Origin of the sequence: Bradyrhizobium sp. (assembly GCF_036735945.1) — a bacterium.
Lineage (GTDB): Bacteria > Pseudomonadota > Alphaproteobacteria > Rhizobiales > Xanthobacteraceae > Bradyrhizobium.
In genome coordinates, this window is sequence record NZ_DAINNI010000130.1 from 1 (window position 1) to 13,263 (window position 13,263).

The 13,263-nt window shown below is 64.8% G+C and carries 12 protein-coding genes and 1 pseudogene; 9 read left to right on the top strand and 4 right to left on the bottom strand.

All coding sequences use genetic code 11. The features are described 5' to 3' along the window. The 3 genes from V7E26_RS25565 to V7E26_RS25575 all read left to right on the top strand — a co-directional run. Positions 1 to 1,779: thiamine pyrophosphate-binding protein (locus V7E26_RS25565; protein ID WP_324421685.1), on the top strand; the 1,779-nt coding region annotated here is incomplete at its 5' end. A 20-nt stretch (positions 1,780 to 1,799) separates the two neighbouring features. Next, complete coding sequence (locus tag V7E26_RS25570) at positions 1,800 to 2,504, top strand: SDR family oxidoreductase (protein WP_324421687.1); 705 nt, start codon at positions 1,800 to 1,802, stop codon at positions 2,502 to 2,504. 14 nt (positions 2,505 to 2,518) lie between these two features. Further along, positions 2,519 to 2,902 (top strand): cupin domain-containing protein, encoded by a 384-nt coding sequence (locus V7E26_RS25575; RefSeq protein ID WP_324421689.1) that lies wholly within the window; start codon positions 2,519 to 2,521, stop codon positions 2,900 to 2,902. An 87-nt stretch (positions 2,903 to 2,989) separates the two neighbouring features. On the opposite strand, the gene V7E26_RS25580 is transcribed toward V7E26_RS25575, so the two are convergent. The 4 genes from V7E26_RS25580 to V7E26_RS25595 all read right to left on the bottom strand — a co-directional run bounded on the left by V7E26_RS25580 (position 2,990) and on the right by V7E26_RS25595 (position 5,864). Then, positions 2,990 to 3,214, bottom strand: coding sequence for a hypothetical protein (locus V7E26_RS25580; protein WP_324421692.1), 225 nt, complete (start codon positions 3,212 to 3,214; stop codon positions 2,990 to 2,992). Between the two features lie 311 nt (positions 3,215 to 3,525). Continuing rightward, complete coding sequence (locus V7E26_RS25585) at positions 3,526 to 4,326, bottom strand: SDR family NAD(P)-dependent oxidoreductase (RefSeq protein ID WP_324421694.1); 801 nt, start codon at positions 4,324 to 4,326, stop codon at positions 3,526 to 3,528. Position 4,327: 1 nt separating this feature from the next. Then, positions 4,328 to 4,882, bottom strand: coding sequence for a carboxymuconolactone decarboxylase family protein (locus V7E26_RS25590; RefSeq protein ID WP_324421696.1), 555 nt, complete (start codon positions 4,880 to 4,882; stop codon positions 4,328 to 4,330). 37 nt (positions 4,883 to 4,919) lie between these two features. After that, the gene (locus V7E26_RS25595) at positions 4,920 to 5,864 is read right to left on the bottom strand and encodes a hypothetical protein (RefSeq protein ID WP_324421697.1); all 945 of its coding nucleotides are present in this window, start codon (positions 5,862 to 5,864) and stop codon (positions 4,920 to 4,922) included. A gap of 199 nt (positions 5,865 to 6,063) precedes the next feature. Here V7E26_RS25595 and V7E26_RS25600 point away from each other — a divergent pair, with 199 nt between their 5' ends. From V7E26_RS25600 to V7E26_RS25625, 6 genes and pseudogenes are all read left to right on the top strand, one after another. Next, the gene (locus V7E26_RS25600; protein WP_324421698.1) at positions 6,064 to 9,537 is read left to right on the top strand and encodes an indolepyruvate ferredoxin oxidoreductase family protein; all 3,474 of its coding nucleotides are present in this window, start codon (positions 6,064 to 6,066) and stop codon (positions 9,535 to 9,537) included. Between the two features lie 129 nt (positions 9,538 to 9,666). Further along, on the top strand, positions 9,667 to 10,065 hold the full coding sequence (locus V7E26_RS25605; protein ID WP_324421700.1) for a hypothetical protein: 399 nt from the start codon (positions 9,667 to 9,669) through the stop codon (positions 10,063 to 10,065). A 111-nt stretch (positions 10,066 to 10,176) separates the two neighbouring features. Further along, positions 10,177 to 11,754 (top strand): alkaline phosphatase D family protein, encoded by a 1,578-nt coding sequence (locus tag V7E26_RS25610; protein ID WP_324421702.1) that lies wholly within the window; start codon positions 10,177 to 10,179, stop codon positions 11,752 to 11,754. 180 nt (positions 11,755 to 11,934) lie between these two features. Next, complete coding sequence (locus V7E26_RS25615) at positions 11,935 to 12,147, top strand: heme-binding protein (protein ID WP_324421704.1); 213 nt, start codon at positions 11,935 to 11,937, stop codon at positions 12,145 to 12,147. A 49-nt stretch (positions 12,148 to 12,196) separates the two neighbouring features. Beyond that, positions 12,197 to 12,433, top strand: a complete 237-nt coding sequence (locus V7E26_RS25620; protein WP_442893479.1) for a tripartite tricarboxylate transporter substrate-binding protein — start codon at positions 12,197 to 12,199, stop codon at positions 12,431 to 12,433. 522 nt (positions 12,434 to 12,955) lie between these two features. Further along, positions 12,956 to 13,263, top strand: a pseudogene (locus V7E26_RS25625) (acetyl-CoA C-acyltransferase); the annotation flags it as partial.

Here is a 13,263-nt window from a genome sequence, read left to right on the forward strand (position 1 = left end):
GGCGCCCAGGTCATCGTCGACTATCTGATCCAGGAGAAGGTGCCGCAGGTGTTCGGCCTGTGCGGCCACGGCAACATCCAGTTCATTGACGCGCTGTACGAGCGCTCCGCCGACATCAAGACCATCTCGGTGCACCATGAGAGCGTCGCCGGCTTCATGGCCGACGTCTACTACCGCGTCTCCGGACGGCCGACGGCCACCTTCACCTCCTGCGGGCCGGGTTCGGCGAACCTGCCGATCTCGCTCGCCAACGCCTTTCTTGATTCCGTGCCGTTCCTGGCGGTGACCGGCAATGTGCCGACCAGCCAGTTCAACCGCGGCGCCTTCCAGGAGATGTACCGGCATTACCAGGCCGACTTCCCCTCCACCGTGCGCACGATGTGCAAGAAGGTATTTCAGCCGACGCGCGGCGAGATGGTGCCGCTCGCGGTGCGGCAGGCCTGGAAGACCATGACGACCGGCCGACCCGGTCCGGTCGTGCTCGATGTTCCCTTCGACGTGTTCATGGAATCGGCGGCCGAAGAGGCGCCGAACGCGATCGAATGGAACGCCAACATATCGAGCCGCTGCGGCGCCGATCCGGAAGGCGTGGTCAAGGCGGTCGACATGCTGCTCGGCGCGGAGCGGCCGGCGATCATTGTCGGGCAGGGCGTGCGCTACGGCGGCGCGGCGGAAGAACTGTTGAAGCTCGCCGAACGGCTGCAGATCCCCGTCGCGGCTTCCGCCAGCGGCCTCGGCGCGATCGATTGCAATCATCCGCTGGCGCTGGGTCTCGTCGCGCGCGCCGGGCACTATCAGGCCAACCACGCAACGCGGCAGGCCGACGTGCTGCTGGCGATGGGCATGCGCTTCGACGACCGCACGTCGAGTTCGTGGATACCGGGCTATTCCTTCACCATTCCGCCGACCCGGCTGATCCATGTCGATATCGATCCGGAAGAGATCGGCCGCAACTATCCGGTCGCGCTCGGCCTGATGGCCGACGTGCGCACCTTCCTGCGCCAGGTCCATGCCGAACTCGACCGCCGCGGCGATCTCTCGAAGAAAGCCGATGCGCGCAAGAAGTGGCTGTCGCAGATCGATGGCTATCGCAAGGAGTGGGACAAGTTCGTCGCGCCTGGATTTTCCGACGACACCACCCCGATCAATCCGCAGCGCGCCGCGCTCGAGATCGACAAGGCGCTGCCGGAGGATGCGATCCTCGTCAGCGACATCGGCGTGCATCACAACTGGCTGCTCGGCTTCTGCAAGCCGCGGCGGCCGGATTCGCTGATCGGCTCGATGGGGTTCGGCCCGATGGGCTTTGGCGTCGCCGGCGTGATGGGGGCGAAGTTCGCCGCGCCCGACCGGCCCTGCGTCTCCGTGTGCGGCGACGGCGCATTCTTCATGCACGCCAACGTGCTGGGTACGGCGGTGGAATATAATCTGCCTGTCGTCTGGGTGGTCTGGAACAATTACGCCTACGCCTCGATCCGCGGATTGCAGCGCGGCTATCTCGGCGGGCGCGAGCTTGCGACCGACTTCCACGATCCCAGTACCGGCGAGCGCTACAATCCGGATTTCGCCGCGATGGCGCGTTCCTGCGGCGTCGAGGGCGTCCGCGTCGACCGTGCGAGCGATCTCGCCGAGGCGATCCGCAAGGGCATCGCCGCCAACAAGCCCTATCTGATCGACGTCGATATCGCCGCCGACATCAATCCGGTCGGCGCGGGGGTCTGGGAGTTGCCGGGCCTCGGCCAGAGCAAGGCCGGCATCGGTACGCGCTTTCAGCCGGCCTGATTCATTTTCGAGGAAATCCCATGCTGCTCGCAGGAAAGAAGGTCGTGGTCGTCGGTGGTTCCTCCGGCATCGGTCTTGCGACCGCCGAAGCCGCCAGGCGCGAAGGCGCCGATGTCATCGTCGCATCGCGCAATGCCGAGCGGCTCGACAAGGTCGCGGAAAAGCTGAACGCGATTGCGATACCGGCCGACGTCACCAGCGACGACAGCGTCGCAAGCCTGTTCCGCCGTTGCGGTCCGGTCGATCACGTCGTGGTGACGGCGGCGCAGCTTCGCACCGGCCCGTTCAAGCAGGTGGCTATGGCAGACGTCCGCGCCACCATGGAAGGCAAGTTCTGGGGCGCCTGGCGCGTTGCGCGCGAGGCCGATATCCGCGCCGGCGGCTCGCTGACGCTGGTATCGGGGTTCTTGAGCGTCCGGCCGCGGCCGAATTCGGCGATCGTCAGCGCCGCCAATGGCGCGCTGGAATCGCTGGCGCGGGCGCTTGCGCTCGAACTGGCGCCGGTCCGCGTCAACGCGGTGTCGCCCGGCGTCATCGATACGCCGATCCGCGCGGCGATGCCGGAAGCGGCGCGGCTCGAGATGCTGGCGAAGACGGCGGCGGCGCTGCCGGTCGGCCGCGTCGGCGCGGCCGAGGACATCGCGCAGCCGATCCTCGGCTTCATGGCCAACGGCTTTGCGACGGGATCGGTGGTCTATATCGACGGCGGGGCGCTGGTGATCTGACAGAGGAGGCCACCATGGCTTCAGACCACAACGGCGCCTTCATCCGCAACATCGCCGAAGTGCCGTGGCGCGAGTTTCCCAACCACTTCGGCGGCGCGCTGTCGAAGCCGCTGGTGATGCCGGAGACCGCGGGCTCACGCCATATCGACTACCGCATCTCGATGTACCAGCCGATGGCCCATGTCGCGCGCCACAGTCATCGGGTGCAGGAGCAGATCTATCACGTGCTCGAAGGCGAGGGGCTGATGGAAATCGCGGGCAAGAATCACGTGGTGCGCAAGCACGATTTCATCTTCCTGCCGCCGGGCGTCGAGCACGCGATCTCGAATTCAGGGCTGGTCGACCTGGTGTTCCTGGTGATCACCTCGCCGGTGACTGACGACGAGAAGCCGGTGTGAGCCTGTCGTTATCACCTGATTTTGATCTCAGGGGTAAGCCAGCGTGCCTGGCTTGTTCCGTGTTCCAGGCGCGAGCAGCGCCGCGAATCAGGCGGCCAGATCCTGCAGCAGCAGCGACGAGCCGCGAATCAGCACCTTGCGACCCTTCGCGGTGAGAACAGGCGTATCGTCGTGCATGGCGGCGAGTTCCAGCGCGATCAGGCCGTCAATCGCAAAGCGGCTCACGCGCGGCACCCTCGCTGCCGGCGTCCGCAATGCCTTCAGTGTTTCCCACTGTGACGGTGTCAGGTCGTAATCGAATTCGTCGCTCATGGTGCCTCTGCTTCCACAGTTCTTGTGGCGCCTCATAGCGAGCGCACATGAAATTCGTGCGACTGCAACGAGTCGGTATTTCGACAAGCGACGATGTGCGCTGTCACATCATCGTGTCATTGGAATTGATCTGTTTTGGCGAATCACGCGGCGCACCCAAAACAACAACGCCGGTGCAAAATCGCGTGAGCAGGAGCGCGTCAAAAAGGACCGCCCAGTCGCCGCAACCCTTATGAGAAGGTTACTAACGAAAAGTAAACGGCGAGCCTGTGATGCAGCTCACAGCTTGTGCTTTAATGGTTGCTACGATTTTATCCCCGTCGCACGCTGGCGCCGCCGTCGACCGGCAGCGTTACGCCTGTGATAAAACTCGCTTCGTCCGAGGCGAGGAACAAGGCGGCGTTGGCGACGTCCCAGCCGGTGCCCATCTTCTGCCGCAGCGGAACCTTCGAGTCGCGCTCGGCCTCGACTTCGGCGCGGGTCTTGCCCCATTCGCGGGCGCGGGTGTCGACCGCCATCGGCGTGTTCATCAGGCCCGGCAGGATGACGTTGGCGCGGATGCCGTAGCGCGCGTTCTGGTAGGCGAGCTGCTCGGTGAAGGCGATCATCGCCGATTTCGTCGCCTTGTAGGCCACGTAGGGGTAGGTGGTGATAGCGGCCATCGAGGAGATGTTGATGATTGCGCCGCTCTGTTGCTGGCGCATGATCGGGATCACGTGCTTCGCGGCCCAGATGCAGCTCTTCAGATTGATGGCGACACAGCGCTCGAATGCCTCCTCGGAGATTTCGAGCAGTTCGGCGTCGCCACCGGACAGGCTGACGCCGACGTTGTTGTGCAGCACATCGATGCGGCCCCAGCGCGAATGCGCATCCGCCGCCATCGCCTTGAGCTCGGCACTCTTGGTGACGTCGGCCTTGAATGCCGCCGCGGTGCCGCCCTTGGCGGCGATCAGGTCGACGGTTTCCTGGGCGGAGTCCACACGGTGATCGACGCACAGCACTTTCGCGCCCTCGCGCGCGAAGGTCAGCGCGGTGGCGCGGCCGTTGCCGATGCCTTCGCCCGGACTTTGTCCGGCGCCGACGACGATGGCGACACGATCTTTCAGGCGCATTTCATTCCACTCCCGGGATCGGGTACTGCTGCAGTACCTCTTTGTAGTAGGGCTCGTTGTCGATCTTCATGGTGGCCAGTACCCGCACCACGGCGCAGTAGAAGGCGATGGTGAGCACGAGGTCGACCATCTGTTCGTCGGAAAGCTCTTTCCTGATCCCGGCAAAGGTCGCCTCCGACATCGCAAGCTCCCGTACCATCTCGCGGGCGCCGCGCAGGATCAGCTTCGCCAGCGGCTCGAGCTTCGAGGGCTTGCCGGCGGTCTCCGCCATCAGCGCTTCGATATCCTGATCGGTGACGCCGAATTCCTTGCCGATCTTCACGTGATGGGTGAACTCGTATTCGGATTTCTCCATCCAGCCGACCTGCAGGATGGCGAGTTCGCGCAGGCGCGGGTCGAGCTTGCTGTTGAAACGGATGTAGCCGCCGATGCCGTTGAAGGCGCGCGCCATGTCGGGCGAGTTCACCAGCAGCTTGTGCAGATTGGTGTTGCGCTTCAGCATGTCGCGGTATTCGGGGGCGACCTGGTCGGCTTCGAGATAGGGCAGGCGTGCCATTTTGTTGTTGTCCTTGTTGGCGATGGGGCAGGTCGCTCTAGCCATAGAGCGCTTTGTGCTCCCGCTCGTAGTTGGCATAGGAATCCTTGATGCTGGCCATGTTGAGCAGCATCGTGGCGACAGGTGTATCGTCCTTGGCGAACACGGTGGTGCGCATCCAGGCGCTTTCGGTGCGGCGGCTGCCGCTGAGCGCGACGATCTCGCGTTCGGTCGTATAGCTGTCGCCGACGAATAGCGGGCCGCGCAGTAGGCGGATTTCCTGATCGGCGAACAGCCCGACCGCGGGGCCGCGCACCGGCAGCCTGTCCTCGCGTGCGCGGTACTGGAACAGCACGCTCAGCATCTCCATGGGAATGATCGCGCGGCCCCAGGGATTGAGTTCCTGCGAATAGTACGCGGAAGGCTCGGTGATGACCTTCAGCTTGTCCGCCAGCGAGAACGGATAGAGGTCGCCCATATGCTCGTCGAAATCCATTTTCACGGTCTGCCGCGGCGTCTTCATGCCGACCTTGAGGTCGGCGAGGATGACGGGATCGGCGAGTGGCTTCAATTCGCCGAGCCGGCGGGACAGCGCCGTCTCCGATCCGTCACCGCCAACAGATGCGGTGCCGCGCAGGATCTCCGTTCCGTCGCGCTTGCTCATGCCGATGGCGCAGATGGTCTGGCCCGGCTTCGGCATCTCGATGTTGGCTTGCACCTCGTCGCCCTCGAAGGCGGGGTTGCGGTAATGGGCGGAGAGGCAGCCGCTTTCGAACCAGGCCCGGCCCCAGACGCGCTCGCAGAGCGGCGCGAACTGGCTGAAATGGGTCGGGCCTTCGATGGTGCCGCCCTGAAAGCCGAGCTTCTGCGCGGTCGCATCGTCGTGGATCGAGGCGTGGGCGTCATAGACCTGCGCCTGCAGCATCTGCCTCGGGCTGCGCCATGGCCCGACGAGCAGATTGTCGCGCTCCACGATCTCGGTCCTGAAAGCCGGTTCGCTCATCCCTGGTGTCTCCCTTTGCTGCCAAGGGTTTCAAAGAAGGCGGGTTTCGGCAAGAGGCGGGGTGATCCACACGCAGGCGAGATATGCCGTGAGGCCATGAATTCACGCTGGGCACGCATAGCAAAATCAGTGCATCCTGCGTCACAATTCGACCGGTTCAAATCACCGGCAGAACAAGAAATCGACGGGGAGCTGGCGAATGGCGCTGATGGAAGTAGGCTTGGACGACAAGTACCGGCTCGATGCGAAGCGAATCTTCCTTTCCGGCACGCAGGCGCTGGTCCGGCTGCCCATGTTGCAGCGCGAACGCGACCGCGCGCAGGGACTCAACACCGCAGGCTTCATCTCCGGATACCGTGGTTCGCCGCTCGGCATGTACGACCACGCGCTGTGGCGCGCAAAGTCCTTCCTCAAGCAGCATGACATCGAATTCTCGCCGGGCCTCAATGAGGATCTGGCGGCGACCGCGGTCTGGGGCAGCCAGCAGGTCGGCATGTTCCCGGGCGCCACGGTCGATGGCGTGTTCGGCATCTGGTACGGCAAGGGCCCCGGCGTCGATCGCTCCGTCGACGCGCTCAAGCATGCCAACTCGGCCGGCACCTCGCGCAATGGCGGCGTGATCGCGCTGGCCGGCGACGACCATGGCTGCCAGTCCTCGACGCTGGCCCACCAGAGCGAGCAGGTGTTCGCCGCCGCGCTGATGCCGGTCGTCAATCCCGCAACCCTGCAGGATTATCTCGATCTCGGCATTTTGGGCTTTGCGTTGTCGCGCTATTCCGGCTGCTGGGTCGGCTTCAAGGCGATTTCGGAGACGGTGGAAAGCTCGGCCTCGATCGTCAGCGATCCCGATCGCATCAGGATCATCACCCCTGATGATTTCGAGATGCCACCGGGCGGGCTCTCGATCCGCTGGCCGGATGCGCCGATGGAGCAGGAGCGGCGGCTGCACGGGCCGAAGATGCAGGCGGTCGCCGCTTTTACGCGTGCCAACCGCTTCGACCGCATCGTGCTGGATTCCCGGCCAGCGCGGCTCGGCATCATGGCGACCGGCAAGGCCTATCTCGATCTGCGCCAGGCGCTGGCCGATCTCGGCATCACGGACGCCGAAGCACAGGCGCTCGGCTTACGCATCTACAAGGTCGCGCTGACCTGGCCGCTGGAGGAATCCGGCGCGCGCGCGTTCGCCGAAGGCCTGCAGGACGTGCTTGTGGTCGAGGAGAAGCGTGGCTTCATCGAGGATCAGCTCGTTCGTATCCTCTATAATATGGATGCTTCGAAGCGTCCGTCGGTGGTCGGCAAGCGCGACGAGACCGGCGGCATGCTGCTGCCGAGCGAAGGCGAATTGACGCCGACCATGGTCGCGGCGGCGGTGGTGGCGCGGCTGCGCCGGCTTGGCCATCGCAGCCCGGCGCTGGAGCAGCGCCTCGCCAAGCTGGAGGCCTTCGATCGCCCGGCGGAAGGCATAGGTGCTGCAAAACTGCAGCGCACGCCGTATTTCTGCTCGGGCTGCCCGCACAACACCTCGACCAGGATTCCGGAGGGCAGCCGCGCCATGGCCGGCATCGGCTGTCACGGCATGGCGCTCTCGGTGCCGAACCGTCGCACCCAGACGATCTCGCATATGGGCGCCGAAGGCGTGAGCTGGATCGGGCAGGCGCCGTTCACCAATGAAGCGCATGTGTTCCAGAATCTCGGCGACGGCACCTATACCCATTCCGGTCTGCTGGCGATCCGCGCCGCGGCGGCGTCCGGCGTCAGCATCACCTACAAGATCCTCTATAATGACGCGGTCGCGATGACCGGCGGCCAGCCGGCCGAAGGCGGCCTGACCGTCTCGCAGATCGCGCATCAGATGGCGGCGGAGGGCGCCAAGCGGCTCGTTATCGTCTCCGACGATCCCGACAAATACCCGGCGAACTATTTCCCGCCGCGGGTGACCATCCATCACCGCCGCGAGCTCGACGCGGTGCAGCGCGAGCTGCGCGAGGTCAAGGGCCTGACGGTGTTGATCTACGACCAGACCTGCGCGGCGGAAAAGCGCCGTCGCCGCAAGCGCGGGCTCTATCCTGATCCGGATAAGCGCATCTTCATCAACGAGCGCGTCTGCGAGGGCTGCGGCGACTGTTCGCAGGTCTCGAACTGCGTCTCGGTGCAGCCGCTGGAGACCGAGTTCGGCCGCAAGCGGCGGATCGACCAGTCGAACTGCAACAAGGATTTCTCCTGCGTCGAGGGCTTCTGCCCGAGCTTCGTCACCGTGCATGGCGGCAAGCTGCGCAAGGCCGACCGCGCGGCGGCCGATCCGTCGGCGCTGTTCGCCGACCTGCCGGCGCCAGCCGTGCCGGCGCTCGTCGACGCCTACAACATCCTCGTCACCGGCATCGGCGGCACCGGCGTCATCACCATCGGCGCGCTGCTCGGCATGGCCGCCCATGTCGACGGCAAGGCCTGCTCGACGCTCGATTTCACCGGCCTGTCGCAGAAGAACGGCGCCGTGATGAGCCACGTGCGGATCGCGCCTGTCGCTGACGATCTCGCCACCGTCCGTATCGCCCCCGGCGGCGCCAATCTCATCCTCGGCTGCGACATCGTGGTCGCTACCAGCATTCCGGCGCTGAGCCGGGCCGAGCGCGGCGTGACGCGGGCGATCGTCAATGCCGACCTGCTGCCGACGGCGAGCTTCGTCATCGACCCCGACATCGATTTCGAGGCGGGGACGATGCGGGACGCGCTCAATGAGGCCGTCAGCGCCTCCGATCTCGACATTCTGGACGCGACCGGGCTCGCCACCGCACTGATGGGCGACAGCATCGCCACCAACTCCTTCATGCTCGGCTTTGCATTCCAGCGCGGCGCGATCCCGCTGTCGCTGGAGGCGATCATGAAGGCGATCGATCTCAACGGCGCGGCGATCGCGATGAACAAGCTCGCGTTCTCCTGGGGCCGGCTCGCGGCGCACGACCTGCAGCGCGTCGTCAGCGCGGCGCGCTTCAAGACGTCAGGGGCGGCGCCGGCGAAGCGGACGCTCGACGAGAGCATCGCCTTCCGCGCCAAGTTCCTGACCGACTACCAGGACGAGGCCTATTCGAAGCGCTATCTCGCCGAGGTCGAACGTGTCAGGGCCGCGGAGGCCAAGGCCGCGCCGGGCTCGCATGAACTGACCGAGGCGTTCGCCAAGGGTCTGTTCAAGCTGATGGCCTACAAGGACGAATATGAAGTCGCCCGGCTTTACTCCGACGGCGAGTTCGCAAGGTCGTTGCGGGAGCAGTTCGACGGCCAGCCCGGCGTCAAGGTCAGCCTCGCGCCGCCGCTGTTGGCGCGGCGCGACGAGGTCACCGGGCGCCTGCAGAAGCGGGAATTCGGCCCGTGGATCTTCACCGCCTTCGAGATCCTCACCCGCTTCAAGTTCCTGCGCGGCGGCAGGCTCGATCCGTTCGGCTATACGGCCGAGCGGCGGATGGAGCGGGCGCTGCCGGGCGAATATTCCGCGATGATCTTCCGTCAGCTCGACAAGGCCAAGCCGCATGATTGGCCGCGCATGGTCGCGCTGGCGAAATCCGCGGAACTGGTTCGCGGCTACGGTCACATCAAGGAAGCCAATGTCGCAAAATATCGCGCCGAATGCGCGCGGCTGGAAGCGGCGATCGGCCAACAGGTGGCGCAAGCCGCCGAGTAGCGGCTGCTACTTTTCCACAGCCGGAATCGCGCAACGGCGACGTTGAGGGCGGAACCCGCTGGAATTTTTCCGGCGGCTTCCTACATGACGTCTGTACCTCATTTTTTGGTTGATCTCGGGAGACCGGCGATGGTCCGGAAAACCGCTATTGCGGCAGCACTTTGCAGTGGGCTTCTGATGTCGGGCAGCGCAGCGCTGGCCGACGAATATCGTGCGGGGGAACTGTTCAGCCTTGATGCCTCGAAGGCTCTGCTCTCGCCGAAGCGGCTCGGCCCGGAGACGCAATTCGCCCCGGTCAGGATCGAGGCGAGAACCGACCGCAAGCCGGTGAAGACCGAGCGCGTGGTTGTCCGTAAGACGGCGGAGCGCAAGACGCATGTTGCGCAGGAGCGCGTCGAGAAGCCGCGCGCAGCGGCCCGCATCAAGCTGGCGCGACGTCATTCCAATCCGCTCGACGCGCAGGCGCGCGACACCCGGATCCAGACCTGGCCGTGCACGTCCGGCGGCATCTGCGACTGGCAGCGGTAACGCTGCGCTGGCCCACTCGGCAATTCTGCGTCATCCACCTGTCGTAAAAGCTTCAGCCGCGAGTCAAACTCGACAGGCACACCGTCGTCGTGATTCGACGGGGGTGCTTCGATGCCGATTGCGATTCGCGCCAGGCAGGGGTTGAGCCGGCGTCATCTGCTGGTCCGCTCCGCCGCAACATTGGCCGTCGCCGGCTTCGGCAGCCTCGCCAGACCGTATCTCAGCCGCGCCGCCGACCGGCCGCTGATCGCGAGCGGCATCCAGTCGGGTGACGTCTCGGCGCATTCGGCCGTGATCTGGGCGCGCGCCGACCGCGCCGCGCGGATGCAGGTCGAGTGCTCGACGTCAGAGAGTTTCAAGAGCATCCTCGGAACGGCCAGCGCCAACGCGCTGCCGGACAGCGACTTTACGTCAAAGGTGCTGCTCGACGGCCTGCCGCCGGGACAGGACATTTTCTACCGTGTGCGGTTCGAGGACATCGACGGGCAGGGGCTCGCCGGCGAGGCGCAGGTCGGGCACTTCCGCACCGCGCCGGTAACGCGAAGCCCGGTGTCGTTTGCCTGGTCCGGCGATACCACCGGGCAGGGCTGGGGCATCGACGAAAGCCGTGGCGGCATGCGGACTTACCGCACCATGCTCGACAACCGTCCGGACTTCTTCATCCACTCCGGCGACCACATCTATGCGGACTGTCCGGTGGAGCGGGAGTTGAAATTGCCTGATGGCGGGACCTGGCGAAACCTCGTCACCGAGGAAAAGTCGGTCGTGGCGCAGAGCCTCGCGGAGTTCCGCGGCAACTACAAATACAACTGGCTCGACCAGAGCTTTCGCGCCTTCCATGCCGCGGTCCCCCTGTTCGCGCAATGGGACGATCACGAGGTCACCAACGACTGGGCGCCGATCGGCACCGCCGACGAGACCGGCTATGCCGAGGACGGCTCGTCGCTGATGGTGGCGCGGGCGCGCCGCGCGTTCCATGAGTTCATGCCGATGCGCGCGGTATCGACGCAGGAGGACGGCCGGATCTATCGCAAGATCGGCTACGGCCCGCTGCTCGACATCTTCATGATCGACATGCGCAGCTACCGCGATTCCAGCTTCAACAAGGGTGACCCAAGCGGGACCTGCATCCTCGGCGCGGCGCAACTGGCATGGCTGAAGCGGAAACTGGTCGCCTCCGACGCCACCTGGAAGGTGATCGCCGCCGACATGCCGATTGGCCTGGTCAGCGAGGACGCGATTGCGCTTGGCGACGGGGCGCCCGAGCGCCGCGAGTGCGAGATTGCCGACCTGTTGTCGTTCCTGAAGCGCGCCGGCATCCGCAACACGGTGTGGCTGACCGCCGACATGCACTACACCGCCGCGCATCATTACGATCCGAACCGCGCGGTGTTCCAGGATTTCGAACCGTTCTGGGAATTCGTCTCGGGTCCGCTGCATGCCGGCACCTGGGCGCCGGCCCCGCTCGACAACACGTTCGGGCCGAAAGCGATGTTCCAGAAGGGCTGCAGCGGCGAGAACCTCGCCCCCTGCTACGGCATGCAGTTTTTCGGCCGCGTCGATATCGACGGCAAGACCGAAGTGATGACCGTGACCTTGAAAGACGTCGACAACCGCGACCTCTGGTCGGTCGATCTCGAACCGCGCCGGGATGCCCGGCCCGGCCAGAACATCGCGCAGCACATCTGACGCGTTGATCGGGAGACCGTCGGCGCGGAATCTCCGGCAGCTTTCCATGTTCGCGCCTCATAGTTGGGATAGGCATTGTCGCCTTGTCGATAAATAACAACTGGAAATTGCGCGTAGTTTCTTGAAGGAGGCGTTGCGGTGACGCACAATTCGCCTGTCCCTCGGGAGCGGAGCACTGCAATGTTTGTCACCGAAAGCAAGCGACTGACGCATCAGGGCTCAAAGAAGATCATGGCGACGGCGCTGGAATTGGCCGCCGAGGCCAAAATTGCGATCTCCTGTGCGATCGTGGATGCCGGCGGGCATGTGATCCTGATCGAACGAATGGACGGCGGTCGTTTCCACACCGTGCATTCCTGCACCACCAAGGCGGTTTGCGCCGCGTCGGCTTGAAACACTGCCGAATGTTCCGACCGCCAGGGAGACCGGCGTAAACTACGAGATGAGCGTCTGGGCCGGACTGTTTGCGCCGAAGGGCGTTTCGCCCGACATCATCGCCAGGCTTGCCGATGCGCTCGACCGCGCGCTTGACGAGGCCGTCGTGCGCGAGCGGATTGCCCGGCTCGGCGGTTCCATACCGGCGAAGGACGAACGCAATCCCGCGGCATTCGATCGCCTTGTTCGATCCGAGATCGCACGCTGGGCGCCCATTCTCGCTGCGACCGGATCAGGGAAATGAGGGGTTTGACGCGAACGCAATAGAGCGGGTCTGCAGGGGTCGCTCGTGCCTCTGCTGCGAACCGCGATCCCCTGATAGCGCGCCCAAGGAAATTGCCTCAGGGCGTCACGATCAGATAGCCGCCGACCACGATCAGGACGGAGAGGGCGACAATGATCCCGAGCACCGCGGCGATGATGGCCGGCAGTTCATGGGTATCCAGCCAACGTTGCAAACCCCTTACCATCGCACCCCTGACCCGGTTCTGATTGCGCCAGTCCCTGCACGCACACGACCTCCATAGCCGTCAATTTCGCTGAGTGAAATAGCCGGGCCATGCGCCTTTGGTCGTGCCGCCGTTCGCCGTGCGCTCTACGGCCGCGGAAGACGGAAGTGGCCTTGCCGAAGCACAGGCGTTGTGTAAATCCGGGCTTTGAGCCGGGTTTCGGATCCATTCTTTTCCGTCGGCCGGAATTCGGGTTTTGGCTACACACGGGCGCGGCTCCAGTCCATACTGGATCGCATCACAGGGAGGTCTATCAAATGCGTGAAGCTGTCATCGTTTCCTATGCACGTACGGGGCTGGCGAAGTCCGGCCGCGGCGGGTTCAACATTACGCCGCCGATGTCGCTGGCTGCCCACGCCATCAAGCACGCCGTCGAACGCGCCGGTGTCGACAAGGATTATGTCGAGGACTCCTATCTCGGCAATTGCGCGCATGGCGCGCCCAATATCGGCCGCCAGGCCGCGCTGCTCGCAGGCCTGCCGACCTCGACCGCCGGCGTGTCGGTGAACCGCTTCTGCTCCTCGGGCCTGCAGACCATCGCGATGGCCGCCAACTCGATCCGCTC

Coding starts and splice junctions, on each gene's coding strand:
- V7E26_RS25585 (WP_324421694.1), bottom strand. CDS start 4,326: ATGCGCCTGAAAGATCGTGTCGCCATCGTCGTCGGCGCCGGACAAAGT.
- V7E26_RS25575 (WP_324421689.1), top strand. CDS start 2,519: ATGGCTTCAGACCACAACGGCGCCTTCATCCGCAACATCGCCGAAGTG.
- V7E26_RS25590 (WP_324421696.1), bottom strand. CDS start 4,882: ATGGCACGCCTGCCCTATCTCGAAGCCGACCAGGTCGCCCCCGAATAC.
- V7E26_RS25600 (WP_324421698.1), top strand. CDS start 6,064: ATGGCGCTGATGGAAGTAGGCTTGGACGACAAGTACCGGCTCGATGCG.
- V7E26_RS25595 (WP_324421697.1), bottom strand. CDS start 5,864: ATGAGCGAACCGGCTTTCAGGACCGAGATCGTGGAGCGCGACAATCTG.
- V7E26_RS25620 (WP_442893479.1), top strand. CDS start 12,197: ATGAGCGTCTGGGCCGGACTGTTTGCGCCGAAGGGCGTTTCGCCCGAC.
- V7E26_RS25580 (WP_324421692.1), bottom strand. CDS start 3,214: ATGAGCGACGAATTCGATTACGACCTGACACCGTCACAGTGGGAAACA.
- V7E26_RS25605 (WP_324421700.1), top strand. CDS start 9,667: ATGGTCCGGAAAACCGCTATTGCGGCAGCACTTTGCAGTGGGCTTCTG.
- V7E26_RS25570 (WP_324421687.1), top strand. CDS start 1,800: ATGCTGCTCGCAGGAAAGAAGGTCGTGGTCGTCGGTGGTTCCTCCGGC.
- V7E26_RS25615 (WP_324421704.1), top strand. CDS start 11,935: ATGTTTGTCACCGAAAGCAAGCGACTGACGCATCAGGGCTCAAAGAAG.
- V7E26_RS25610 (WP_324421702.1), top strand. CDS start 10,177: ATGCCGATTGCGATTCGCGCCAGGCAGGGGTTGAGCCGGCGTCATCTG.